Origin of the sequence: Clostridium sp. Ade.TY (assembly GCF_000498355.1) — a bacterium.
Taxonomy (GTDB): domain Bacteria; phylum Bacillota; class Clostridia; order Clostridiales; family Clostridiaceae; genus Clostridium.
In genome coordinates, this window is sequence record NZ_AVSV01000029.1 from 164,724 (window position 1) to 189,519 (window position 24,796).

Sequence of the window (24,796 nt, forward strand, 5' to 3'; positions counted from 1 at the left end):
CACACATAATCTTAACTATAATTATAAGTATAAACCTGTACTTAACCTTAAAGAAAATTATTATTTAATACCATATTTTATTTTCTAACTTAAACTTAATGTTTTTCAATATATATCAATCTAATATTTTAATATAAACACCCTTACTAGCTTTCTTTAATGCCTTTTCATTTATATCTTTTATAGATTCTATTTTCTCTGATGCTTTAAACAGCTTTCCATCTATTAAAATACTTGGATCAATTATTCTTAATTTATTTTTTCTAAAAATATCATATCTCTTTTCATCTTCAATTATATTTGCATCTTTATTAATTGAATTTATAAGACTTCTTACCTCTTCTGAATTACAATTTTTAAGTAAATTTAAAATATACTCATCATCTTCTAACAAGTCTTCTTCTTTGATATAATTTAAATTTAATGCTAACTTTATCCCTCTTGCAAGTGTATCATTTGCATATATGTGCATAGGATTCATAAAATAATCTATAACTTCCTTGTAATATGTATTTACAAACCATTTTGTACTTTCTATTGATGTTATTACTACTTCCCCATTAAATACAGTTACATCCTTTAAAAAATTATTTATTTCTTCTTTTGAAATAGTTCCATAATGATACATATCTCTTAAAGTGTAATCAACTCTATCTGCACATAATTTAGGTAAAGATTTCTCTAAAATTGTCCACTTCTCCTCATTAAAAACTATATCTTTAAAATCATATCCATTCTCCTCTAATATTTTAGGAATATTAGAGGATTCAATAATCTTCTCATATATTTTCTCATGATAATCTTCATTTTTATTATCAAAAACAAAATCTATTACATGTGAAAAAGCTGTATGAGATATATCATGTAAAAGCCCAGCAATTTGTTCTTCAACTGTTCCCCCCATAATTTTTATAAATAACATAACTCCAATTGAATGTTCATACCTGCTTCCATTACACTTATTATTAACAAGAAAAACTCCACCACCTTGATGAATATTTTTTAATCTTTGCATTGTTTTTGTATTAATAAGCTTTTCAATAATTGGTTCAACTTCATGCTCACCATATATACAATCTATAATCTTCATAACTTCCCTCCTTATTTAAATTACTAATTTATCTTTAATGTTAATTTTTATATAGCTTAAAATTTATAAAAATATATTTAATTATCAAACCTCTCTGTACAAGTTCCTTGATGAAAAAACATTTTCCACTTTCCATTAATAAGTTTCCATATTGAGCTACGAAGTAAATATTTTTTACTTTCATTTATCTCATCATGTTTTATTAATTTATACATTGCCAATATACAATCATCTGATAACATTTTAATTTCAAAGTCTGTAATCTCCCAATCTAATTCATTATTATCATCACTTTCTTGAAATACATCTCCATTTTGATAATAGTACTCTCCTCCTGAACTACAAAACTCAATAAATTCATTTGATAATAATTCATTTATTTTTTCCGCTCTTTTTCTTACCTCTGATTTTAATAAATCATTTTCTAAATTTAATATATGTTCCTTTAAATTATCCATTTTAAAAATTCCCTTAGTACTATAGTTTATTTGTATAATTGTACCATATATAATTTATATTAAAATAGGACAAGCATTAGCCTGTCCTTTATCTTTAATTAAGTTTATCACCAAAACACAACTTATCATATTCGCTTTTTTATTGTATTTAACTTTATCTTTAATTAAATTTATACCAATCCCAAACTTTTATTGAAATACTTAAAATGTAATATTGTATATATAACAACACATGCCGAATAAATAAAATTACCTATAAATGGTTGAGCATTATATTGATTCATCTGAAATATACTAATACAACAAAATAAAATAGAATAAATAAGCATACTGAAATATCCCCACTTAGTTCTCTTTAAATATCCATAACCAATTATTAAAGATAATATTATTACAAATATTTTCACTAATACTTCTGGAAGAAATGGTACAGCAAATCTAACATTAAATGCTGGAGTTTGCTTAACATTTAATGTTAAAAGTACAATTAATGCACCAAGTATTTGAAACCAACCAATAAACTTAATTCCTATTAAACTTTTTTCTTTCATATACTGTCCCCACTCTTTATTTATTATATTCCTCCCTTAACATTCCATAGTTTAGCTTATCCCACCTTTTCCCTGCAAAATAAAATGCCTTTCTCTCTACACCTTCTTGAACAAACCCTGTTTTAATTAAAAGTTTTTTTGATAAAATATTTTGTTCTAAAGTAGTTGCACTTATTCTTTCAAGTCCAAGATTATTAAATCCATATTCAAGTAAAAGCTTTAAAGCCTCTCCCCCATAACCTTTAGATCTATTTTCTATTTTTGCAATTCCAGCTCCAACATCACATGAGCGATGTTGCCAATTTATATTTTGAAGTGCAATATCTCCTATAATAGTTCCATCATTTAAAAATATTCCAAGCCTTATATGAGTATTTCCTTGTAATTCCTGTATTTCATTAAACCATAAATCAGACTTAACTATAGAATGACCAATATTTAAAGGCTCTGTCATAAGATTAAAATCATACTCATTTTCTGCCCATAAAATCATACAATGCTCCCTTTCAATAGCTGAAAGATAAATATTTTTCCCACATAATTTAAGCATATAAAATTCCCCTTCTTTTATTATTCTAAAATTTTTATAATCTATTTCATTTAAAATAAACTTTAAGCTATGCCTTAAAATAGTTTTGATTTTTATATATAGTTACTATTTAAATTTATTATTAAAATTTAAATACTCAAAGTAATTTATAAAAATCAATATTTACTTAAAACATAGCTTTTTTTAATCATTATTCCAAATTATTATTATATAAATAATCAGCTTACTTACTAAACCTATTCCCCGTATTCATATATATAATTCCTCCAATTACAACAAAAATAAATATTATGTTTTCCAAAATCAAAATAGAATCAAAATAACTAATATTAAAAATTTTAGCAACTGGTAAAATCAATTGAATAAACCCTAATACAAAAAGAAACTTAGCCATAAATTTACTTAATGCTTTTTCATCTATTTTCCCCTTTTTTGCTCTTGATGCTGTGTTGTATCCAGCAATTAAAAAGTTTGCCTTTCCACTTCCTATTATTAAAGCAATTCCCCAAAGAAGTACTGGTGTTATAAAATAAACTAACTCCATACTTTCCTCCCTATCCCATAGTCTTTATTATTATTATACCATATTTTGTAAGTTGATATTTCTTAATTATTCTTTTGCTTTTATGTAACTAGAATAAAATTTTTATATACTTAAATCCAAAAGGACAAGTTTAATACTAAATATGATTAACATAAAAGTTTATTCTTATATTAATCATATTAAGTGCAATACTTGTCCCTTTTATTATATATTTAATAATCAATTATTCTCTAAATAATTAAGCAAACTCTTTAAACCTTCTAATTATAAAAAAACTAATTACTAAAGTAATTCTCCCCTATAATTAAAATACATATCTTTTTGTTAAAATCCATAAATTTAAAAATTAATTTTATTTAATCAGTTACTAAACAATAAAATTAATCCCAATACATATGATTCCTGCAACAATAAAAGAAACCATACTTAAACTTGTACTAACTGTAATCTTAACATTATTTTTAAACTTTTCTTTTTCCATCTTTGATATAGAAAGATTTGAACTTCCAATATACTGAGCATTATTTTGTCCAAGTCCTTGAATAGAAAGACCAATAGAATTTCCTCCAACACATGAAAAAAGTCCAAACATTATACTTATAACCCCTTCTATAAATAAAACATCAGCTAATTTTTCATTACTATTTTGAACTATAAGTATTGCACATCCATATAATATAGCTCCCCATACAATTCCCCAAATAACACACATAACAAATGACTTAATGCTCTTACTATCCACAATAAATCCCCCTATAAACTTATATCACTATTATTATTTTATGCTAATTTTACATTTATTACCATATTAATTAAGTATTTTTATTAATTTGTAGTAAAATATTTAATTAATAATAAAAAGATAAAATTTTATACTTCCATTAAAAATTTCTTTAAATTTCTATTTTTTCTAATGTTTTGATATAATTTATGTAGGAGGCGTATAGTATGAATATTTTTATTTTAATTTGTAACATATGTATTCCCTTACTAATGATTATCATAGGTTTAATGCAAAAACATAATCTATATAAAAGTACAAATAAACTATTAAATTTAATTATTCCAATATCTATGTTATTTTCAGGTTTATCAGATGATAAAAATACTACTCTACCTGAAAATTTAAATTCTTATAAAAAATATGGTCAAGTATGGACTATATGTGGTCTATTAATGTTAATTTCCAGCATAATAATTTTATTATTCAATAAATCAGATATTCATAGTACAAGTATTTCTATATTTGAGGCTGAATGTTTAATATTAGTTATTATTTTTATAACAATAAAATTTTCCATGAAGAATAATAAAAAAAATACTTAAGTAATATACTTTAAATTACTAATATATTTTTAAAATAAATTACTGATTTAGGTTATAAAAAACAATTTAATTATTTAAAATATTCTATTAATCCATTATAAAGAAACAATTAAAAAGGGGGCTATTATGAATCATTTAGGAACAAAATATATTGAAACAGAAAGATTAATTTTAAGACAATTTAAATTAGAAGATGCAGAAGCTATGTTTAGAAACTGGTCAAATAGTTCTAATGTAACTAAGTTTTTGACTTGGAAACCTCATGAAAATATAGAAGTTACAAAAGAAATTTTAAATTCTTGGATCTCTGAGTATAAAAACAAAAACTATTATCAATGGGCAATTGTTTTTAAAGAAACATGTGATGAACCTATTGGAAGTATTAGTATTGTTGACCAGAATGAAAAACTAGGAATAGTTCATATAGGCTATTGTATCGGAGAAAAATGGTGGCATAAAGGGGTTACTTCTGAAGCATTAAATGCTTTAATTGATTATTTTATGACTGAAGTTAAAGCAAATCGCGTTGAAGCAAGACATGACCCTAATAATCCAAATTCAGGCAAAGTAATGTTAAAATGTAATATGAAATATGAAGGAACTCTTAGACAAGCTGATATGAATAATCAAGGAATATGCGATTACTCAATGTATTCAATTCTTTCATATGAATACAAACAGCTTTTTGAATAAATTTATGTTTTAATATTAGTTTATGTATTAACTTTATTACTATTAATTCACTAATTAATCTTATTAAATATATTTTCAAGTATTGATAAATTAATTTTTAACTTAGTATAAAGCTTTTTAAATAATTCAACATAGACTAATATTTTTTAAGGAGAACTTTATGAGAAAGAAATTAATAATAATAAATGGAGTTATGGGAGTTGGTAAAACAACTATAAGCAAGCTTCTTTATAAAGAACTTGAAAACTCTTTTTGGTTAGATGGTGATAATTGCTGGATGATGAATCCTTTTATAGTAAATGAAGAAAATAAAAGTATGGTTTTAAATAATATAACTTATATATTAAATAATTTTATTAAAAACTCATCTAGTCAATATATTATATTCAATTGGGTTATACATACAGATGAAATAATGGAGACTATTTTAAATAAACTAATACTTTGTAATGTAGATGTATATAAAATATCATTATTATGTAAAAAAGATGTATTAATTTCTAGAATAGAAAAAGATATAAAAAATGGATTAAGAGATTCTAGTAATATCCAAAGAAGCTTAGAAAGATTATCTTTATATAATAAAATGGACACTATTAAAATAGATACAACTTCTAAATATTTACATGAAGTAGTATCAGAAATAAAGAACATAATATTTAAATAAACTTAAGCCCTAACATTATATAAATTACTTATATGTTAGGGCTATGTCATTTAATTAACCTTTAAAATTAGTCATTATATTTTTAACTTCTTCAATATTCTCTTCTTTTATTAATCCCATCATCTTCGGAATAAATTCTACTAAATATGCTCTATTAAAAGTACCATCATTTTGTTTTTCAAAACTTTCACTTAATAATTCTTTTGCTTTATTTTTATTTTCATCAGATACTCTTTCCATTATAAAGTTTAAAAATTTTTCTTGTCCTGGATTCATTTTAAATCCTCCTTATTAAAATATTTTATCCATTATACTATAATTATAAATTTCAAAATTATATTTTAAACACATTATCTATTTTTTTAAACTAATACTAGAAAGGTACAAATTTAAACAACCCTAAGTTTAAATACATAGCTAACAAAATGAGTTGATTGAGGTGTAGAATCCCATGTTACTTTTATTGAGTAAATATAATCACCTTTTTCATTTGGAACTTTAATAGAATTCTCCGTAATATCTATTGGAATTTCTTTTCTATCAAGCCCTGTTCCTTCTACTGAAACTGCAAATATTTCAGAAATATCTTTATCATATTCAAGTTTAAAGTTTATTGTACCTTTTGGATTAACATTTATAAAATCCATTTCTTTTGCAATGTCTACCTCTGGCATACTTATTAAGCTACTTCCTATTGATTCTCCCTTAGTATAAGTTTCTGCCCATGTTACCTCATTTGCTTTGGTTTCAAAATTTTCACCATTATATTCTATAGTCATTTTAGGATAAGTTTTAGGAAATTTAGAATTAGAACATCCAACCAAAAAAAATAAACAAATTAATATACTTATAATTATTTTTCTCAAAAACCCCATTCCTTTTATATTAAAATAATTTTTATCTTACTAATTATTCTTCATTTGTTTATTTATGTATTATAATAATAGATTTGTTCAATACTATATACATTTATTATACATCAACAATTAATTACAATTCTATAAATATTAAGTAAAATTTGTATTTTTTAAAAATACTTTGCTATTCGTATGATTATGTGAAATATTAACGTGTACTAATAAATTTTTTATTCTAATTATATCTTTATCTTAATTAAAAGTACCATCAATTTATGGTAATTACTTAGATAATTTGTTGTAACTCCATTGTTTTATTTATCAAGTCCTATTGCTGTATCAAGTTCTTATTCTAAAATCTTACTTATACCTTCTGCAACTTCATATAATTTTTTATATTTTTATATAAATAAAAAAGAGATAAGCATTATCTAGTTTATCTCTTAGTTTAATCTTTAATTAATTATTTAAACTTTTTCTTTGAAAATATTTTAAATAAAGCTGTTCCTGCTGCTAATGCTACTGCTCCTGCTGCAATCTTACCTTTATGTTTTCCTATAACATTTTGCTTTGGTTCATTATCAATAGTCATAGTAACAACAACTTCATTGCTATCACCTTTGCTATTATAAATTTCTGCTAAGCCTTTTAACTTTAAATATTTTTCTTTTGAAAAGTTTTTAAGTATTTCAATTGAATATCTGTCTATGTAACTTCCAAGGCTTTCATTTTTTTTACGTGTAATTTCTTTACCGTTATCTACATCAAATATGTCTTCACTTAGAGCCTTATCTTCTAATTGTTTAATCTCATCTTTATTACCATTTAATATAATTAAATCTATTAATTTTTCTTTTACGTCCATACCTTAAGCCTCCCTTTTATTTTATAAATTAAATAAATTTTATTATAACTAAAGGTTATTTACAATATGTTAAATATTAATTTTGTATTAATAAAACATAAGATTTATTTAAGTACTTAAACCCCTTATAAAACAAGGCTTTTCAAAGATTTCAACTTTCCATAAATAACATGTTTTACCTCCACTTATATTATTAAAAAATACTTAAATTTATATGTTTTTTCAATAATATAATAAGATTATATTGTATAATACTTACATTATATATTTGTTTCAATAAGGGGGCTTTAAAATGAAACATTTAGAAAAATTAAAACATGGAGATACAATAGGCATATTCTCGCCATCATCACCTATAACTTATCTCTGTCCTAATAGGTTTGAAAGAGGAAAAAAATATTTAGAAAATCATGGATTTAAAATACTTTCAGGAAATCTTACTTTTAAACATGATTTTTACAGATCTGGTTCTATTAAAGATAGAGCTTCTGAATTAAATGAATTAATACGAAATCCTGAAGTAAAATGCATTATGGCTACTATAGGTGGAATGAATTCAAATTCAATTTTACCTTATATTGATTATGAAGCATTTAAGAAAAATCCTAAAATAATAATTGGTTATTCAGATGTTACAGCAATTTTACTTGCAATTTATGCTAAAACTTCAATAAACACATATTATGGACCTGCATTAGTAGCTTCATTTGGAGAATTTCCTCCATTTGTTGATTCTACTTATAAATATTTTCATGATATAACAATGATGGATTTAGAATTTCCTCATAACTTAGAAATTCCAAAATACTGGACAGATGAGTTTATAAACTGGGAAACTCAAAATATAGGCAAAGAAAAAAATAAAAATAATTGGATTACAGTTTATGATGGTGTTGCTAGAGGAAGGTTAATTGGAGGAAACTTAAATACTATGCAAGGAATATGGGGCAGCGAATATATGCCTGAAATTAAATATGGAGATATACTTTTTATAGAAGACTCATTAAAAGATGCTGCAACTATAGAAAGAAGTTTTTCTCTCTTAAAATTAAATGGTATATTTGATAAAGTTTCTGGAATTATTCTTGGTAAACATGAATTATTTAACGATTCAAATACTGGTAAAAAACCATATGAAATATTATTAGAAGTTCTTGGTGATAAAAAATTACCTTTTTTAGCTGACTTTGATTGCTGTCATACTCATCCAATGATGACACTACCAATAGGTGCTGAAATTGAACTTGATGCTACAAATAAAAAAATATCAATAATAAATGATTGGTTAAAATAATTATAAAAGGGCTGTCTTAAAACCATAATTCACAAATAGAATTATAGAGAAATATAGATAAAATAAGCAGGATAAGAAAAATGTATTATAACCTGCTTATTATTTTTTCATAATATATTTTTTTGCATAATATTTATAATATTAGTAAAGTATAAGTTAAATAAAAGAAGACTGTCTATTTTTAGACAGTCCCTTTCTTAAAACATTTCTTCAAGCAAAAAACTTTATAACAAAAACTTTATAACTAACAATTTCAATATTAAACTTCAAAAGTATCATTTTTATCTAATGATTTATCAACATATAATCTATACCATAATATATAAACTATAATGCTCCAAACCTTTCTTGAATAATCCCCTTTACCTTCCTTATGTTTTTTAAGCATAACTAAAACTTCATCTTTATTTATTTCTGGTACAGGATTATTATTTATAATATCATATGCAAAATCATACATTTCATTTTTAAGCCATACTCTAAGTGGAACTGGATATCCAAGCTTTTTCTTTTCATATAAATAATCTGGAAGTTCATCTCTAAAAGCTTCCCTAAGCATTACTTTTGTTGTAAATCCTCTAACTTTTTCACTCTTTGTTAAGCTTGACCCTAACTTAAATACTTCCTTATCAACAAAAGGCACTCTAACTTCTAATGAATTTGCCATAGACATTCTATCTGCTTTAGTTAATATATCACCAATAAGCCATGTATTTATATCAATATATTGTCTCTTAGTGACATTATCATATCCCTTAACTTTATCAAAAAGTGGCTTTGTTATTTTTAAATAACTATCACATTTATCATAGTTATAAAATATTTTTCTCTTTTCTTCTTCAGTAAATATATTTGCATTACCTACGTATCTATCTTCTAAAGGAGTTGTTCCTCTTAAAATAAAACTTTTACCTTTCATATTATCTGGCATTATTTTTGCAATATTTTTAAGAATTCCCTTTAGAAATTTAGGCATCTTTTCAAATACTTTTAATGACTCATCTTCTGTATATATATTATATCCACCAAAGAATTCATCTGAACCTTCACCTGATAATACTACTTTATAATCTTTACTTACTTCTTTGCAAATATAGTATAAAGGTATTATTGATGGATCTCCTATTGGGCTATCCATATGATAAACTATCTTTGGAAGCTCTCTTATATAATCTTTATAGTTAAGTTTTATACTTACATTTTTAATTCCAATATCATCAGCAAATTTTTTTGCAAGTTCTGTTTCATCATATCCTTCAATATCAAATCCAATAGTATAAGAAACAATATTTGGATTTATATCACTAGCTATTTTTGTAATTATTGAAGAATCTATACCACTTGATAAAAATGTAGCAACTGGTACATCACTTTCTAAATGCATTTTTACTGACTCTTTTATAGTACTTTTTATTTCTTTTTTAAGTTCTTCCTCATTATGTTCTTCTTCTTTAAATACTACATCAAAATACTTATGTATATTTAAATTAGAATTAAGATTTTTTTCTAATACTGATCCTGGAGGTAATATTTTTATCTCCTTAAATAAAGTATCACTATTAGAAGGAATATATTGAAAGCTTGCATACTGACAAAGAGCTGTATTTGTATAAGTGAAATTATGGAACATTTCTCTAAGACCTTTAAGCTCAGATGAAAAATATAATCCACCATCTTTTTCTATATAATATAATGGTTTTATTCCAAAATAATCTCTAAAAGCAACTACTTTCTCACATTCTTTATCATATATTACTATTGCAAACATTCCTCTAAGTTTGCTTACTAATTTTTCTTTAAAAGTTTCGTATAAAGCCCCTATTACTTCTACTTCTGAATTTGTTTTAAATTCATATTTTCTAAGTTTAAGTTCTTCCCTTAAGCTTTTATAATTATATATTTCACCATTAAATACTATAGTATATTTATCGTTATAGTTATAAGGTTGAGCTCCATGTTCTAAATCTATAATACTAAGTCTATTAAATATAAAAGCTGTATTTTTATCTATAACTTCTCTTGTGTCATTTGGTCCTCTATGAAAAATTACTTGTCCCCCGACTTTAAGTAATTCAACATCCGAGATTTCAATGTCTTTTTTAAATAATTGTAAAAAGCCGCACATTTTAATTTCTCCTTTGTTAACTAAATTAACTATATATTAAACCTTTTGGTTAAATTATACTTTATAAAAAACTATTTTACTTTACATAAATATTACAAAATAGTAATTTTTTTATTTTAATTGTACTTTTAAAATCATTTATTTAATATTTTCCTATTAAATAAATGTTTATTATAAAAAAGTACTATTAGCAAAATAGTACTTTTAACAATTAAAAATATTTAATTAATGTATCATCATTAATGTCATAATTTTATTTGAAACTTTACTAAATAAATTAAAATTGTGTTTATTATCTTCTTCTATTACTCCAAAATCATTTATATCTCCATTATTCTTGTAAATATTATTTAATGACTTAAACCTTTCATATTTTTCTTTTGAAAAATTTTTCATAATATCAATTGAATATCTGTCTAAATAATTCCCAAGGCTTTCATTATGTTTCTTCTTAATTTCTCTACCGTTATCAACTTCAAAAATTCCTTTTTCATATGCTTTAACTTCCAAATTTTCAAGTGATTCATTATCCCCATTCCATAAAACATTATTAATTAATTGTTCCTTAATTCTCATAAAAACCATCCTCCCCTTTTTCATAAGTTATTATACTTTTATTATATTTCTTTTCTTTCTTAAGCTATATACAAAGCAATTTAATTTCGATTACAAATAAGTTACTAATACTAAAGAATTTCTTAAATCCTTAATTAATTCTTATTTAAATCTTTATATAAATTAATTCATAAATTTTTCTCAAATTATTTCTTGATAATTATTATTACTTAATATATAATATAAACATAAAGCGATTGAGAAATTTAGATTGGAGATGTTAATTATGAGCGATAAAGAAAACTTAAATAAATACGAACAAATTTTAGAAGAAGAAAAAGAAGTTAATCCACAAGATCCATGTGATCCATCACATCCAGATTACCCTTGGGTACCATGTGGATTAGATAGTAAAAATAAAAAAGCTAATAAGTAATTAAAATTAAATAGATTAGTTTAATCAAAAAAATATCCCATAATAAATAAAAGATAGTACTTTTAAAGTACTATCTTTTATTTTTTTATATTAATATTTTATATGGTTAGGCTTTTTATTTGACTATATATTTTTAAACATTCGCATAAACAATAGTATTAAATTATATTATAAATTATCCATAAGCTTTAAATATATATTAAATTTTTAGGGAGAATATAATAATATTTATCGCTAAATCAAGCTTTTTTGCTTATGGATATTTATTTGTTAGTTAATTAAATTTTTATCTTTTAACTTTTTCCTCTATAAGTTTTTTATCTTTAATCCTATATGTCTTATCAGAATTTTTTGCAATTTCATTATTATGCGTTACCATTATAAGACACTTATTTTCTTCTTTAACTATCTTCTTAAAAAGATTAATTATATCATCTGATGTTTTTTCATCTAAATTACCTGTTGGCTCATCTGCTATTATAAGTTCCGATTCACAGGCAAGTGCTCTTGCAATTGCAACTCTTTGCTGTTGTCCTCCACTTAATGTAAGCACTTTTTGATCCGCTTGACTTTCTGTAAGTCCAACCTTTCTTAGCATATTTAATGCTACTTCTTTTTTATTTTTTACTTTTACACCTTTTATTGACATAGCTGAAATAACATTTTGAAGTGCTGTCATATAATTTATAAGATTATATCCTTGAAATATTATTGATATACACTTATTTCTATAACTTGAAAGTCCTATTTTTTCAAGTTCTTCTCCTTTATATAAAACTTCACCACTTTTTGCTTTATCAAGTCCAGATATTATAGATAAAAACGTAGTCTTTCCGCTTCCTGAAGGTCCAATTATAGTATAAAATTTTTCTCTTTCAAAACTTACATTTAAATTGTCTAATATGTTATTATCACTATTATAATAATAATTTACATCCTTTAAATTCAATACACATTCTGACATATAGTAAATCTCCTTTTTAATTAATCATGTTTACTTAAAATTTCTTTTGGTTGTAGCCTCATAATTGCACCTGAAGGAATAAGTACTGCTATTACTGATATCAAAGCAGCAAGACCACACATTTTTCCATAATCTTCTCCTGATACTGATACATCTAAATTATCTATAGCTTCAACATTTTTATTTCTTGATTTTTCCCCCTTTTCCATAATGCTACCTGGTCCACCTTGTCCTCCAAAGCCGTCAGGACCAATATTACCTGAACTTTCAGTAACTTTTGTTTCATTAGACATTAGTATATTTCCTATTGTTTTACTTACAGTATTTCCAAGTACTGATGATAGGGCTAATGCCAAAAGTAATACTATAAGCGTTTCTGTAATAAATTGACCTATAATTTTTATTTTACTTTCACCTATAGATAATAATATTCCAATTTCATTTCTTCTCTCTCTTATTGAAAGCATTATAATAAGTCCTAATATAACGGCTCCTGCTATTGATACGACTATTACTGTCATCTTTGCAAATGATGCTACATTTTCAATTGATCCCATCATAGTTTCATAAGCTCTGCTATTTGCATCAAGTATATATGTGTCATAGTCTATATCAAGCTTTTTACCATTTTCAACAAAAGAATCTACATTTACTGGATCATCTAAATAAAATTCCGCACTATCTATAGTATTTTTATAATCATATCCCTTTAAAGTGTTTGCCACAGTATATGGAACATAAATTTTATTATATGGATTGATAGCTGTATTTCTTGCTGCAAAATCTGTAACCTCTTCTCCACTTTTATATATTCCAATTATTTTTAATGTTAATGTATTATCTTGATCTCTTGCTGATTTAACTTTTATTTTATCTCCAACTTTTAAATTATTTTGACTAGCTAAAGTTTCTTCAATTACACAAACCTTATCATCCTTTGAGCTATCATCTATTGTTTTTCCGCTAGCTAATTTACTTTCTCCATTTGAAAATGTACTTAATGCACTTAAATTTGAAACTCCATAAATAGTGATATCTCCATTGTTTATAGGTCCTTTAAATCCTCCAACCATTTGCATATTTCCATTTGTATTTTCTGACTCACTACTTGTTATAGGTTCAAAGCTATCTGCAACTCCTTCAGATTTTGATATTAGGTTATAAGATTTTATATGATTCAACGTTAAAATCTTATTTACATCATCAATTGAAACTTTAGGCATTTCCATCTTTTTATGTTCTCCACTCTCTTCCATACCTTGTTTCATACTTTCTCTAATCCTTTCCATATTAGCTGAAAAAGTAACTGTTGCACCAAGCTTTTGTCTTGCCAAAACCCCAGCTTTTTCTGTTGCACTTCTTATAGAAAATCCAGCCAATACAAAGACACAAATAGCTGTCATTACTAAAAATAGTATAAAGGATTTTGAAAGTCTCTCTTTTACGCTTAAAAATCCTCTAAATAAAAAATCCATTTTATCCCCTCTCTCTTTACATATGTTACAGCTATAATATTAATGGACTAAACTGTAATAAATATGAAAGGGACATGAATTTCAAGTGAAATTTATAATATTTTAATTTTTATAATTTTCTATATAAAAAAAGTAGAAATAACTTTTCTTTATCTCTACTTTTAAATACTTTTATCTTTAATTAATTACCTTAAATTTTAGTGTAAATATAAATTTACCATCATAAATATCAACTTTATAATCTATATTTTTATGAGCCTCTAAAAGTGTTTTAACTATATAAAGTCCAAGTCCACTTCCACCAGTCTCTTTATTTCTAGATTCTTCACCTCTATAAAAGGCTGTAAATAAAGATTCTTTATCTATATTTTCTATTCCTTCTGAATAATTTATTATTTTTAAAGTTCCATCAGAACTTAAAATTACATTTACATCTTTATTATTATCTGAATATTTTATACTATTATTTATAAGATTTGATATAACTTTTTTAATTATATTACTATCTGCAAGAATATTAACAACGCCTTTTTCTTCTATATTTACTTCAATGTTTTTTTCATTTTTCAAGTAATCATATCCAAATATAACATCATAAACTAAATCATTCAAATTAATTTTTTCATAGTTTAAAGACATGCTTTCCTCGTATTTTGCAAGATTTATTATTTCTTGAACTAAATCTTTAAGATCATTTACACTATCTAAACTTTCTTTTAAATATTTATCTCTATCTTTATAAGGGCCTATGTTATAAATCATTCCTTCTATTTGCCCATTTATAACAGTAATAGGTGTTTTAAGTTCATGAGATATAGCTTTTATAAAATCTCTTCTTCTCTTATCTTGAAGTTTTTCTCTTTCAATATCACTTAAAAGTCTTTTATTTGCTTCTTTTAAATCATTTATAGTTTTTTCCAAATTTTCACTTATTGAATTTATACTTCCTGATAATTCTGCTATTTCATCATTTCCTTTATAATCTAATTTCTCATCAAAATCCATTTTTGAAATTTTTCTTGATACATAATTTATTTTAAGAAGTGGTCTGCTTATTACTAATGAATAAATATATTGAGATAAAACTCCTATAACTATTGTTATTAAAACTATTATTGGTAATATTGCAAGCATTACACCTTGTATTTCTTGACCAAGCTTATTAGGTAATATTATAACTAAAACGCAATGCTCATTTAAAGATTTTACTTTTACTTGCTTAATAATTTTTATATCTTCTTTTTTATCCATTTCACTTTTATTTGTTTCACCCATTGGTGCATTCATATATCTTTGTCTTGGAAATTGTGACTTACTAATTAAAAAATCATTAGAAGAATATAAAACATTTCCTTCTAAAGTTCTAAGTAAAACAAAACCTTTATTTTCATAAGAAAATTTATTAAGTGCTTCCGTATAATTTACTTCACTATTATTTTCTAAAGATTTTATTAAAGTATCTGCTGAATTTTTTATTGATTTTTCTCTAGAGTTTGAATATATAGTTGGGGCTAGGAAAAATAAAATTGTATATGTTATTATTGATGTAATTAATATTACAGCTGTAGATATAATAAATAACTTTTTCTTTATTCCAATCTTCTCCCATTTACTCTTTAAGTACATAACCAACACCCTTTACAGTTCCTATATAATCATAAATTATTTTCTTTCTTATATTTTTTATATGAGCATCAATTACTCTCATATCTCCATAGTAATCATATCCCCATATTTTATCCATAATAACTTCTCTTGAAACTACATTTGGATAATATTCTATTAATAATTTTAATATATTAAATTCTTTTAATGTAAATTCAACATCTTCTCCATTTATATAAACTTTATATGTATTTGGATTTATAATTATTTCATTAAATTTTATTTTTTCTTCTTTAATATTTTCTTTATCTTCTTTAAGCCTTTTACTTCTCCTTAAAATTGCTTCAACTCTCTTTATAAGTACATTAAAAGAAAAAGGTTTGGTTACATAATCATCTGCCATTACATCAAACCCTTTAATTTCGTCACTTGTTTCACTAAGTGCTGTTAAAAATATTATTGGAACATTACTTATTTCTCTTATTAATTTGCATACTTCATATCCATCAAGTTTTGGCATCATAACATCTAATATAACTAAATCAAATTCATCTTCTTTAAATTTGCTAAATCCATCAATTCCATCATAACTTCCTACAACACTATACCCTTCACTTTTTAAAAACTCCACAATGAGTTCATTTATTTTTTTATCATCTTCAACTACTAATATTTTCTCCATAATGAAATCAATATACCTCCTAAAATTTCCCCTTATATTAATATTTCTATATCCTATTTAAATTATTAATAATTATTATTTTAACATTATATAAGTTTTTATTTCAAAATTTCACGTAGATTTCACATAAAAAGTTTAAATATAAATTTACTCTATTAAATTTTTCTAAATATTAAAAAGCATAATTTTACTTAAAAATAAAAAACCTATCTAAAAAAGATAGGTTTAATTTATAATCTATTTTAATTTAATATTATATTTTTATAGTAACTGCTTATTAAAACATATTTTTTAAAATGCTTTAAATCTATCTGGTATTTCACCAATAAATTGTTTACTACTTAATGCAAGATACCAGAAACCTATAAATGAAAATATAACTCCAAGTATACTTCCAAATATTCCAACATCAAAGTTTCTAAATACTTTGTATAAAACTATTATCGGTATAATCCATCCTATAAATGGTATAAGTGTTAGTAATATATACCAATAAGAAAGTCCAGCTAAATGATAAAGCTTAAACATATTAAATACTGGAATAAACATAACCCATGGATTATTTAAGTCCGCTTTCTTAGCCATTACATAAAGTGGATATACCTCAATTAAATATATAACAGCATATACAATAATACCAAATGTAATTGAACCTGTTGCATAAAGTGTATCATAAATAGTTGTATACATATAAACACACTCCTTTCATTATAGGCTTAGTTTACTTCTAATGAATATATTTTATACAAACAAATTTTTCTATTAATTTTGATCATCATGTTTGCTTATTTCTGTCATTAGATTATTTATTTCCTCTTTTTGTGCTTTATTTGGTGAATTTACATCTATCATCTCAATAACTTTTTCTGCTTCATCATATTTGTTTTTCTTAATTAAATCTTTTGCTTTTTTTATATAACTAGTAACATCTTTTGCTTTGTCCATTTGAAAAGCTATTTCATGCTTTAAATTATCTATATCATCTTTAATTTTATAATCTTTGTATTCTGCTGGAATTTCATTTAATTCCTTTAAAGCATCTTTATATTCTCCAGCTGTATAATGAAGTACTGCACCTTCGTAATTTGATACTATATTCATTAATTCTTTTGCTTCTCTATTTGAACTATCTTGGTCTATTACATTTTGAAGTGCACTTTCGGCTTTGTTATATTCTTTATTATTTATTGCTTGTTTTGCAGCATCAATATTTTTTTCTACAGAATTATTGTTACATCCTACAAGAGCAATTGCCAATACGCACATAAATGCTGATCCTAATAATATTCTTATTATCTTTTTCATATTTTTTGCCCCCTTTTGCTTTTATTTTATTTAGCTAAATAACTCGTCATTAAATTCTCTTATCATTTTTCTATTTCCATAGTCAATTTTTACTTTATCTATACTTATTTCATCATTTGCTATATTATAATCACTATCTTCTAATGGCTTTGATGCTAAAACATATCCTTCTATAATATCATTTACTGCTGATGCTTCTGCCATTGTATCTCTTTCATAAAATCCACCAGTAATTTCATCAATATTAATTGTAATCATAGAATCTAAAGCTTCATTTAAGCTTTCTATGTCCATAACTTCAAAACATTTAAGTATTAAATAAAGTGAAGTATTTAATTTTTTACAATCAACATAAGGAATTGCCTTCATTTGTTCTTTATTCAAAAGAATTCCATAATTTAATAATCCTTCGATTATTTTATCTCCTTGAAGACTAGTTACTTCTTCATAATTTACTTCTTTTATTAAAGCATCTTTTTCATTTGGTTCAATATTATCATTTTTTATAATTATTTTTTTTAATAAGTCATTTATTTTAAATTTTTTCATATTAATTCCCCATTTCTTTTTTGATTTATTTTTTAATTTAACATTAATTTCAAAGCATAACTTCTATTTTATAAAAAAATTTTATCAATAATTTGTATCATAGCAATTAATCAGTAATTATTTTTTTGTGAACCAAAATAAAACTAATTGTTAAATATTTTTCTAAGATTTTTATAATTAAAAACATAAACATTTAAATTTAACAAGATTCATATACAAGCATTAGATAAACTTTCATTAAAATAAAAAACATACATATTAAGGTTTAAACCTAAAATATGCATGTTTAATATTTATCTTCAATATAAACAATAAATGCTGTTATTTCATTAGTTTTATAATTAAAAACTAAAAGTACTTTGTAATTATTTCTTTATATTTTTCCTATACGTCCTTCAATTATTTCTTGTATAATTTGAACTTCTTTAGTTGTTATATACAAATTATATTCTTTTCCTGTTTCATAGAAACTATCTTCTATAATTTTTATAATCTTTTTATTATTTTTAACATATTCCTTAAGTTCATCACCTTCTGCAACAATACCTTTATTAAGCATAAGTCTTTCTATCATTATGCTCATATGTATATAAAGAAGCATTCTAAGTTCTGGTGTAAAACTTTTCTTTAATTTTTTTTCCATAATTGTTACTATAGATTCAACTTCATTTAAAGTTTTTTGTGGATTTAAAATTGTAAGCTTACTTATTATATTTTCAAAAGAAAAATGTTTTGCTAAGTCTTTTCTTATTATTTGAACTTTATCTTTATCAATACTTTCACTAAGTGCTTTATTTAACTTTTCATAACTTTTCATTTTCATTAAATCATTTAATAAAATACATTCAATACCATCAATTTTTAAATCAGTTGTACTTATTATAAGTTTAACATCATAATCATTAAAAATTTCATCATCTAAGCCTTTATTAGCAAGTCTTCCATACTCATATGGTATTATATTTACTTCCTTATCATCAATACATCTTAATAAAAGCTCTTTTATTTTTACAGAAGTTCCAATACCAGATACACATGTTGTAAGTATTGCTCTCTCCTTCTTTTTACCTTCCACAAGCTTGTATTTAAAAATATTTTCATCTTCAATCATATTAATAATTGATGGTAAATGGGCTCTTTCATTAACCTTTTTAGCTATATTTATAATAAAATCAGTAGTTATATTTTTTATAATTAAAGTATCTCCCTTTACTTCACTTTCAATTTCTTCATTAATCCCAAGTAATTCTTCAGTATCAACTAATATAATATTATCGTAAGATGTATTTGCTGAATTTAAATAAGACTTTATAGCATGAATCTTTTCTTCCCTTGGTGTTCCTAAAGAAAAATCAAATGGTGTTATTAAAAACTCTCCAAAATATTTATTTATAGCACTTGATAAACTACTTGCTGTAGACGTCCCATGTGCCATAAGTATAATATTTGTCTTTAAATCTTTATTATCAGTTATTGTAAAAATATACATAGTTAAGAAAAAATCTATAACAAAACTACTTTTATAATTTAATAAAATTTCTAATTCCCTTATTATATAACCTGAAATTATATTTTCTTTCCAGAAAATTTTATTTTTTATCTCTCTTATTCTTTTTTTATTGTAATCATCAAAAAGCAAATTAATCTCTTTATACTTTTTAAAGAAAAGTAATATTTTACTTACTGCATTTACTGCATTTTTATAATATTTAAATCCATATAACTTGCTACTTTTATCAAGTGCAATCTTTACGTTTTCATTATAAATATCAATAGACTTTTCATTACTAAGATTAAATTCTTTATAAACTACAATACTTAATATTTTATTTACACATAATCTTACTTCTTTTTTTAAATAATCTATAGTTATATTTCTTTTATCATATTCAACTAAAAAGCTTTTTAACTTTAAAATTTCCTCTTCTATAGTATCTTTACAAGTATAATATGATTTTTCTTTTTTACCTTCAATAATAGCCTTTTCTTCTTTATACTTATCCATAACTTCTTTATGAATAAAATAAACAGGTCTACTTTTTCTCTTTATAACTTTACCTTCATCTACTAAAACGTTTAAATAATGACTAACAGAATTTCTCTTTAAATCAAGTTTCTCTGCAATTTCTGTTGTTTCTATCCCTAAAAAATCTTCTCTATCTATTAATCTTGAAGTTAGTTCCTCCAAGCATTTTTCTACTCTATCTTTATTTTTCAAAAAATTTCTCTCCCCTATGTCTATTTAATCCTTTTCATTAGGATTATATCATCACTTTCAGTGGTTTTTCAAATCATAAAATCAATATGCTATAAAATATACATACTAAATATTAAAAACATATAAATAAAGCTTATAGAATAAAACAAAATTTATTCAATAAGCTTTATTTATAATTTCTTCTATATAAAATTAATAATTCTTTAAATATTTCCTAGAGCCTCTTTTCTATTTTTCCAATCAGGCATAATATCTTCTAAAACTTTATAAAAATCTTTACTATGATTTGCATGGACTAAATGTGCAATTTCATGTGCCATAACAAATTCAATACATTTAATGTCTCTTGTAATAAGTTCGCTATTTAAAGTAATTACTCTTTTATATGGATTACAAGATCCCCATCTTCTTTTCATTTTTCTTGCTCTTATCTCAACATGTTTTATATTATATCTCTTAAACTTTTTAAATGTTTCTCTATAAACTTTTAAAAATACTTCGTTTATCTTTTCCTTATACCACTTTTTTAAAGCTAAATTTATTTCATCTAAGTTATCTTTCTCTTCCAAAAATACATAAATTTCATCTTTTCCAAGCTTTACATATTCTTTATTACTTTTAACCCCTTTTATTTTATAAACATTTCCTAGATATATAATATTATTTTCTTTAATTATATTTTCTCTTTTTTCTTTAATCTTTTTTCTCTCATTAAAGTTATCTCTATGTTTTATTATCCAACCCATTTTTCTTTTAAGAAAATCTATAATATATTCTTCATCAACTGTTTTATTTGCTGTTACAACTATTTCACCAGTTTCTTTAACCCTTAAATTTACGTTCTTAACATTTTTTCTTATAAGGGTGACATAAATCTCCTTACCATTATTATTTATTTTTAGTGTTTTCATAGCTTTCGCTCCCAATTTTTTTGTCTATACTTTAAAATATTTTTCTTTTCATATAATACTTCACAACTATTTTTTAATATTTATAAGTCATAGCCTTATTTTAATTTATATTTTTATAATATAATTTTTAATAATAATTATCAAACGAAAGTGAATATTAAAAAAGAGGTTAGCTTTGTATAACTCTAAAAGCTCCCCCTCTTTCTTCTTTTTCCTTTATAATACTATAATTATAAAATTTTCATTTATAAATTAATTTACTTAACACATAATATTCAATTATAAAAACTTTGAGAGTTTTTGTAATATTTTATATTATACTTATTATAAATTTCTAAAAAGTAAAAAGCACTTAACAAGATTTCTCTTATTAAGCACTTTTATACTTGAAAATTTTGGTCATATTTTAACTAATATTATTTTTATTTATTAGCATTTTCATAATCTTTTATAAACTTTTCAATTCCTGCATCTGTTAAAGGATGTTTCGTCATACTTACTATAACATTATAAGGTATTGTTGCTATATGTGAACCTGCCATAGCTGCATCTAAAACATGCATTGGATTTCTTATACTAGCTGATATAATCTCTGTTTCTATACCATGAATATCAAACATTTCTGATATTTCTCTTACAATTTCAATTCCTGGGTTTCCAATATCATCAAGTCTTCCAATGAATGGACTTACAAAACTAGCTCCAGCTCTTGCTGCAAGTAATGCTTGAAGTGGTGAAAATATTAAAGTTACATTTGTTTTTATTCCTTCTTTTGAAAGAATCGAAACAGCCTTAAGTCCTTCTTCACACATAGGAATTTTAATTACTATGTTTTTATGAATTTTAGAAAGCTCTCTAGCTTCCTTTACCATTTCATCACCATTAAGACTCATAACTTCGGCACTTATAGGCCCATCTACAATGCTACAAATTTCTTCTACAACTTCTTTAATATCTCTTCCTTCTTTCGCTATTAAAGATGGATTTGTAGTTACTCCAGATAAAACTCCAAGCTTACTAGCCTTTCTTATTTCCTCTACATTTGCAGTATCTATAAATATCTTCAAAAAACTCACTCCCTTTTATATATTCATAATTCTATTTTACTTTATTAATTTTCCATTATAAGGTTTTATTATTAAAATTAACAAAAACTTACTATAGTTTATTTATATTTTATATTTTTAAATTATAGAATTTATTTACATGCATTAACTATATTTTCTGCCTTTAATCCATACTTTTTCATAAGTTCATCTTATATTAAAAATTCTCCAAAAGTATCCTATATTTTAATTTATTAAGTACTATTTAAAACAAAAAATACTAATGCACTTTAAAATGCATTAGTATTTTTTTTTAATAACAACATTCTTCGATTTTTTTTGATGCTACGATTTTAAATTTATCATTTTTATCATTTTTATCAATTTCGAATTTATATCTTCCACATTTATCTGATACTGTTTTGCAAATTTCAATATATTCTTCACCATAACAATCATCTATAACTTTTAAAAGTTTTACAACTGCTCCAACAACAGGCTTACAATTATCAAATTTTATTTCTCCCCATATATTTAAAGTATCTATACAGTTTAAAATAACATCTGCTCTTATTTCAAAATCTTCTTCTGAAACTTCTATATCTCTTGTACTTCCTTGAAATAATTTAATCACTTTTTTCTCATTAGCACCTTTTTTTTCATATTCAAAACATTTATCAAATTCTTTATCAAATTCATCTTCATAATCAAAATAATCTTTCATATAATTCTCCCATACAAATTATTATAATACATTAACTTTTATCTAAATAAACTCTTTCTGTTTTTAATTTAAAAACCTCATCATTTATTTTATTATTTTTTATAAATTTATACTTCAATAAACCTTGAACCCATAATTTTGTATCTTTTTCATTATAATATTTACCTTTATTCCTTATAGTTACACCACAATTAGGCTCTAGCTTAAAAGTAACATAGTCTTTGCATGCTTTATTTTTATCTACAATATATTTATTTAATAAATTTATTGAACTGCAACTAGTTAATTTATACATAAAAATTAAAGTTTTTTTGCTTCCATTTATTATTACTGTTTTATAAATTATAGACTCACCAATTTTAACTTTTTCTTTATTACTTTGAATAAATACCTTTAATTTATTTTCATTATTTTCATCATTACAATTTAAATAAGCATTTTCTTTAAATTTAATATAATTAGTTTTTTCAATTAACCTTTCATTTAAATTAATACAATCTAAATTTATATTAAATTCCTTTTTATAATTACTATCTTCAAAAAAGCCTAAACATTTTGGAGTTATATTATTTATATCTTTTAAATTTATATTATCCAAATTAAACTTTAAATTTACAATTTTGCCTTCTCCACCTTTTAAGTCTCCAATATATATGCTATTACTTTTTATTATTTGATTACATTCAATAAATTTAACCCCTTCATACACTATATTTATAATCTTAAGATTAACAATATTTCTATAAGTTTTATTTTTTATCAAAAATTCTAGCGAAACTTCATTATTATTTATATCAACATCAAAATAATACGCTTTTATAATAGGTTTAATGTCATAAGAAACTTCTTCATTAAAATTATTAGTTATATTTTCACTTTCATAAAATTCTTTAACATTTCCATTTTTAATATAACCTATCATATCTTTAACTATCATTATTCCTTTAAAATTAAATCCCATTATTTGAAGCCTAACATCCAAATTCTTCTCTTTAAATTCTTTTTTAATTCCTATCTCAAATTCCAATATAAAACTACTCTTCATCTTCATTTCTTTTATTTCAAAAGTAAGATTTTTATTAAAACTTAAGAGCTTCTTATTTATAAAAATATTTTTATCTTTTATATACAAACCTTCATTTAAATATATAGAAAGTGTCAAATTCTTATATATTTCCAGATCTGTATTTTCAATTTTAAATATTGCCTTAGAAAATTTAGTTGAATCTATTTCTTTATTTTTTATCACTCCATTTATTTCTAACATAATAAACTCCCATATTTTAAATTTAGCTATACTTTAGCT

Annotated in this window: 28 protein-coding genes; 5 read left to right on the forward strand and 23 right to left on the reverse strand. The window is 23.5% G+C overall.

All coding sequences use genetic code 11. The features are described from left to right. Positions 1 to 115 precede the first annotated feature (115 nt). The 6 genes from O212_RS0112415 to O212_RS0112440 form a co-directional block, all read right to left on the reverse strand. Entirely contained in the window at positions 116 to 1,090 is a 975-nt protein-coding gene (locus O212_RS0112415; RefSeq protein ID WP_024615422.1) for an HD domain-containing protein, read from the reverse strand. Positions 1,091 to 1,167: 77 nt separating this feature from the next. Continuing rightward, positions 1,168 to 1,548, reverse strand: a complete 381-nt coding sequence (locus O212_RS0112420; RefSeq protein ID WP_024615423.1) for a DUF4440 domain-containing protein — start codon at positions 1,546 to 1,548, stop codon at positions 1,168 to 1,170. Positions 1,549 to 1,718: 170 nt separating this feature from the next. Continuing rightward, the gene (locus tag O212_RS0112425) at positions 1,719 to 2,099 is read right to left on the reverse strand and encodes a hypothetical protein (protein WP_024615424.1); all 381 of its coding nucleotides are present in this window, start codon (positions 2,097 to 2,099) and stop codon (positions 1,719 to 1,721) included. Between the two features lie 16 nt (positions 2,100 to 2,115). Further along, on the reverse strand, positions 2,116 to 2,649 hold the full coding sequence (locus O212_RS0112430) for a GNAT family protein (RefSeq protein WP_024615425.1): 534 nt from the start codon (positions 2,647 to 2,649) through the stop codon (positions 2,116 to 2,118). Positions 2,650 to 2,872: 223 nt separating this feature from the next. Beyond that, a complete protein-coding gene (locus tag O212_RS0112435) occupies positions 2,873 to 3,193 on the reverse strand; it encodes a DUF3784 domain-containing protein (RefSeq protein WP_024615426.1) in 321 nt (106 codons plus the stop codon). Positions 3,194 to 3,560: 367 nt separating this feature from the next. Further along, positions 3,561 to 3,935: a hypothetical protein gene (locus O212_RS0112440; protein WP_024615427.1), complete on the reverse strand. Its 375-nt coding sequence runs from the start codon at positions 3,933 to 3,935 to the stop codon at positions 3,561 to 3,563. Positions 3,936 to 4,141: 206 nt separating this feature from the next. Between O212_RS0112440 and O212_RS0112445 the strand changes: the two genes are divergently transcribed. From O212_RS0112445 to O212_RS0112455, 3 genes are all read left to right on the forward strand, one after another. Beyond that, a complete protein-coding gene (locus tag O212_RS0112445) occupies positions 4,142 to 4,519 on the forward strand; it encodes a hypothetical protein (RefSeq protein ID WP_024615428.1) in 378 nt (125 codons plus the stop codon). Between the two features lie 126 nt (positions 4,520 to 4,645). Beyond that, positions 4,646 to 5,212: a GNAT family N-acetyltransferase gene (locus tag O212_RS0112450; protein ID WP_024615429.1), complete on the forward strand. Its 567-nt coding sequence runs from the start codon at positions 4,646 to 4,648 to the stop codon at positions 5,210 to 5,212. Between the two features lie 160 nt (positions 5,213 to 5,372). Further along, positions 5,373 to 5,879 (forward strand): AAA family ATPase, encoded by a 507-nt coding sequence (locus O212_RS0112455; RefSeq protein ID WP_024615430.1) that lies wholly within the window; start codon positions 5,373 to 5,375, stop codon positions 5,877 to 5,879. A 54-nt stretch (positions 5,880 to 5,933) separates the two neighbouring features. Here the strand turns inward: O212_RS0112455 and O212_RS0112460 are convergent, their stop codons facing one another. The 3 genes from O212_RS0112460 to O212_RS0112470 form a co-directional block, all read right to left on the reverse strand. Next, positions 5,934 to 6,155: a hypothetical protein gene (locus tag O212_RS0112460; RefSeq protein WP_024615431.1), complete on the reverse strand. Its 222-nt coding sequence runs from the start codon at positions 6,153 to 6,155 to the stop codon at positions 5,934 to 5,936. A gap of 113 nt (positions 6,156 to 6,268) precedes the next feature. Then, positions 6,269 to 6,745: a hypothetical protein gene (locus tag O212_RS0112465; protein ID WP_024615432.1), complete on the reverse strand. Its 477-nt coding sequence runs from the start codon at positions 6,743 to 6,745 to the stop codon at positions 6,269 to 6,271. Between the two features lie 454 nt (positions 6,746 to 7,199). Further along, positions 7,200 to 7,601 carry a hypothetical protein gene (locus O212_RS0112470; protein ID WP_024615433.1) on the reverse strand — a complete coding sequence of 134 codons (402 nt, stop codon included), beginning with the start codon at positions 7,599 to 7,601 and terminating at the stop codon, positions 7,200 to 7,202. A 292-nt stretch (positions 7,602 to 7,893) separates the two neighbouring features. On the opposite strand from O212_RS0112470, the gene O212_RS0112475 reads away from it, so the two are divergent. Then, positions 7,894 to 8,895, forward strand: coding sequence for a S66 peptidase family protein (locus O212_RS0112475; RefSeq protein ID WP_024615434.1), 1,002 nt, complete (start codon positions 7,894 to 7,896; stop codon positions 8,893 to 8,895). Positions 8,896 to 9,154: 259 nt separating this feature from the next. Here the strand turns inward: O212_RS0112475 and asnB are convergent, their stop codons facing one another. Continuing rightward, on the reverse strand, positions 9,155 to 11,020 hold the full coding sequence (gene asnB / locus O212_RS0112480; RefSeq protein WP_024615435.1) for an asparagine synthase (glutamine-hydrolyzing): 1,866 nt from the start codon (positions 11,018 to 11,020) through the stop codon (positions 9,155 to 9,157). 225 nt (positions 11,021 to 11,245) lie between these two features. Continuing rightward, positions 11,246 to 11,596, reverse strand: a complete 351-nt coding sequence (locus tag O212_RS0112485; protein ID WP_024615436.1) for a hypothetical protein — start codon at positions 11,594 to 11,596, stop codon at positions 11,246 to 11,248. A 265-nt stretch (positions 11,597 to 11,861) separates the two neighbouring features. Between O212_RS0112485 and O212_RS16875 the strand changes: the two genes are divergently transcribed. After that, complete coding sequence (locus O212_RS16875; RefSeq protein ID WP_173391491.1) at positions 11,862 to 12,011, forward strand: hypothetical protein; 150 nt, start codon at positions 11,862 to 11,864, stop codon at positions 12,009 to 12,011. 286 nt (positions 12,012 to 12,297) lie between these two features. Here O212_RS16875 and O212_RS0112495 read toward each other — a convergent pair whose 3' ends face one another. The 12 genes from O212_RS0112495 to O212_RS0112550 form a co-directional block, all read right to left on the reverse strand. Continuing rightward, positions 12,298 to 12,975: an ABC transporter ATP-binding protein gene (locus O212_RS0112495; RefSeq protein WP_024615437.1), complete on the reverse strand. Its 678-nt coding sequence runs from the start codon at positions 12,973 to 12,975 to the stop codon at positions 12,298 to 12,300. A gap of 20 nt (positions 12,976 to 12,995) precedes the next feature. Continuing rightward, positions 12,996 to 14,450 (reverse strand): FtsX-like permease family protein, encoded by a 1,455-nt coding sequence (locus O212_RS0112500; protein WP_024615438.1) that lies wholly within the window; start codon positions 14,448 to 14,450, stop codon positions 12,996 to 12,998. Positions 14,451 to 14,627: 177 nt separating this feature from the next. Beyond that, positions 14,628 to 16,076, reverse strand: a complete 1,449-nt coding sequence (locus tag O212_RS0112505) for a HAMP domain-containing sensor histidine kinase (RefSeq protein ID WP_024615439.1) — start codon at positions 16,074 to 16,076, stop codon at positions 14,628 to 14,630. Continuing rightward, positions 16,060 to 16,740 carry a response regulator transcription factor gene (locus O212_RS0112510; RefSeq protein ID WP_152524870.1) on the reverse strand — a complete coding sequence of 227 codons (681 nt, stop codon included), beginning with the start codon at positions 16,738 to 16,740 and terminating at the stop codon, positions 16,060 to 16,062. The genes O212_RS0112505 and O212_RS0112510 overlap by 17 nt, the downstream gene beginning before the upstream one ends. Positions 16,741 to 17,028: 288 nt before the next feature. Continuing rightward, positions 17,029 to 17,427 (reverse strand): DUF5684 domain-containing protein, encoded by a 399-nt coding sequence (locus O212_RS0112515; protein ID WP_024615441.1) that lies wholly within the window; start codon positions 17,425 to 17,427, stop codon positions 17,029 to 17,031. Between the two features lie 72 nt (positions 17,428 to 17,499). Continuing rightward, on the reverse strand, positions 17,500 to 18,042 hold the full coding sequence (locus O212_RS0112520; RefSeq protein WP_024615442.1) for a hypothetical protein: 543 nt from the start codon (positions 18,040 to 18,042) through the stop codon (positions 17,500 to 17,502). Between the two features lie 30 nt (positions 18,043 to 18,072). Next, positions 18,073 to 18,591, reverse strand: coding sequence for a hypothetical protein (locus O212_RS0112525; protein WP_024615443.1), 519 nt, complete (start codon positions 18,589 to 18,591; stop codon positions 18,073 to 18,075). A 373-nt stretch (positions 18,592 to 18,964) separates the two neighbouring features. Further along, positions 18,965 to 20,809 (reverse strand): hypothetical protein, encoded by a 1,845-nt coding sequence (locus O212_RS0112530; protein WP_024615444.1) that lies wholly within the window; start codon positions 20,807 to 20,809, stop codon positions 18,965 to 18,967. A gap of 203 nt (positions 20,810 to 21,012) precedes the next feature. Continuing rightward, a complete protein-coding gene (locus tag O212_RS0112535) occupies positions 21,013 to 21,720 on the reverse strand; it encodes a SprT family zinc-dependent metalloprotease (RefSeq protein ID WP_024615445.1) in 708 nt (235 codons plus the stop codon). A gap of 422 nt (positions 21,721 to 22,142) precedes the next feature. Then, entirely contained in the window at positions 22,143 to 22,787 is a 645-nt protein-coding gene (gene fsa, locus O212_RS0112540; protein ID WP_024615446.1) for a fructose-6-phosphate aldolase, read from the reverse strand. Positions 22,788 to 23,079: 292 nt separating this feature from the next. Further along, positions 23,080 to 23,490 carry a hypothetical protein gene (locus O212_RS0112545; protein WP_024615447.1) on the reverse strand — a complete coding sequence of 137 codons (411 nt, stop codon included), beginning with the start codon at positions 23,488 to 23,490 and terminating at the stop codon, positions 23,080 to 23,082. A 31-nt stretch (positions 23,491 to 23,521) separates the two neighbouring features. Further along, positions 23,522 to 24,757 (reverse strand): hypothetical protein, encoded by a 1,236-nt coding sequence (locus O212_RS0112550; protein WP_024615448.1) that lies wholly within the window; start codon positions 24,755 to 24,757, stop codon positions 23,522 to 23,524. Positions 24,758 to 24,796: the final 39 nt, after the last annotated feature.

Excerpts from the sequence above, each read along its gene's own strand:
- O212_RS0112485 (WP_024615436.1), bottom strand. The coding sequence starts at position 11,596 with ATGAGAATTAAGGAACAATTAATTAATAATGTTTTATGGAATGGGGAT.
- O212_RS0112525 (WP_024615443.1), bottom strand. The coding sequence starts at position 18,591 with ATGAAAAAATTTAAAATAAATGACTTATTAAAAAAAATAATTATAAAA.
- O212_RS0112550 (WP_024615448.1), bottom strand. The coding sequence starts at position 24,757 with ATGTTAGAAATAAATGGAGTGATAAAAAATAAAGAAATAGATTCAACT.
- O212_RS0112505 (WP_024615439.1), bottom strand. The coding sequence starts at position 16,076 with ATGTACTTAAAGAGTAAATGGGAGAAGATTGGAATAAAGAAAAAGTTA.
- O212_RS0112475 (WP_024615434.1), top strand. The coding sequence starts at position 7,894 with ATGAAACATTTAGAAAAATTAAAACATGGAGATACAATAGGCATATTC.
- O212_RS0112435 (WP_024615426.1), bottom strand. The coding sequence starts at position 3,193 with ATGGAGTTAGTTTATTTTATAACACCAGTACTTCTTTGGGGAATTGCT.
- O212_RS0112495 (WP_024615437.1), bottom strand. The coding sequence starts at position 12,975 with ATGTCAGAATGTGTATTGAATTTAAAGGATGTAAATTATTATTATAAT.
- O212_RS0112460 (WP_024615431.1), bottom strand. The coding sequence starts at position 6,155 with ATGAATCCAGGACAAGAAAAATTTTTAAACTTTATAATGGAAAGAGTA.
- O212_RS0112515 (WP_024615441.1), bottom strand. The coding sequence starts at position 17,427 with ATGTATACAACTATTTATGATACACTTTATGCAACAGGTTCAATTACA.
- O212_RS0112455 (WP_024615430.1), top strand. The coding sequence starts at position 5,373 with ATGAGAAAGAAATTAATAATAATAAATGGAGTTATGGGAGTTGGTAAA.
- O212_RS16875 (WP_173391491.1), top strand. The coding sequence starts at position 11,862 with ATGAGCGATAAAGAAAACTTAAATAAATACGAACAAATTTTAGAAGAA.
- O212_RS0112430 (WP_024615425.1), bottom strand. The coding sequence starts at position 2,649 with ATGCTTAAATTATGTGGGAAAAATATTTATCTTTCAGCTATTGAAAGG.
- O212_RS0112415 (WP_024615422.1), bottom strand. The coding sequence starts at position 1,090 with ATGAAGATTATAGATTGTATATATGGTGAGCATGAAGTTGAACCAATT.
- O212_RS0112445 (WP_024615428.1), top strand. The coding sequence starts at position 4,142 with ATGAATATTTTTATTTTAATTTGTAACATATGTATTCCCTTACTAATG.
- O212_RS0112535 (WP_024615445.1), bottom strand. The coding sequence starts at position 21,720 with ATGAAAACACTAAAAATAAATAATAATGGTAAGGAGATTTATGTCACC.
- asnB (WP_024615435.1), bottom strand. The coding sequence starts at position 11,020 with ATGTGCGGCTTTTTACAATTATTTAAAAAAGACATTGAAATCTCGGAT.
- O212_RS0112520 (WP_024615442.1), bottom strand. The coding sequence starts at position 18,042 with ATGAAAAAGATAATAAGAATATTATTAGGATCAGCATTTATGTGCGTA.
- O212_RS0112470 (WP_024615433.1), bottom strand. The coding sequence starts at position 7,601 with ATGGACGTAAAAGAAAAATTAATAGATTTAATTATATTAAATGGTAAT.
- O212_RS0112545 (WP_024615447.1), bottom strand. The coding sequence starts at position 23,490 with ATGAAAGATTATTTTGATTATGAAGATGAATTTGATAAAGAATTTGAT.
- O212_RS0112420 (WP_024615423.1), bottom strand. The coding sequence starts at position 1,548 with ATGGATAATTTAAAGGAACATATATTAAATTTAGAAAATGATTTATTA.
- O212_RS0112450 (WP_024615429.1), top strand. The coding sequence starts at position 4,646 with ATGAATCATTTAGGAACAAAATATATTGAAACAGAAAGATTAATTTTA.
- O212_RS0112500 (WP_024615438.1), bottom strand. The coding sequence starts at position 14,450 with ATGGATTTTTTATTTAGAGGATTTTTAAGCGTAAAAGAGAGACTTTCA.
- O212_RS0112425 (WP_024615424.1), bottom strand. The coding sequence starts at position 2,099 with ATGAAAGAAAAAAGTTTAATAGGAATTAAGTTTATTGGTTGGTTTCAA.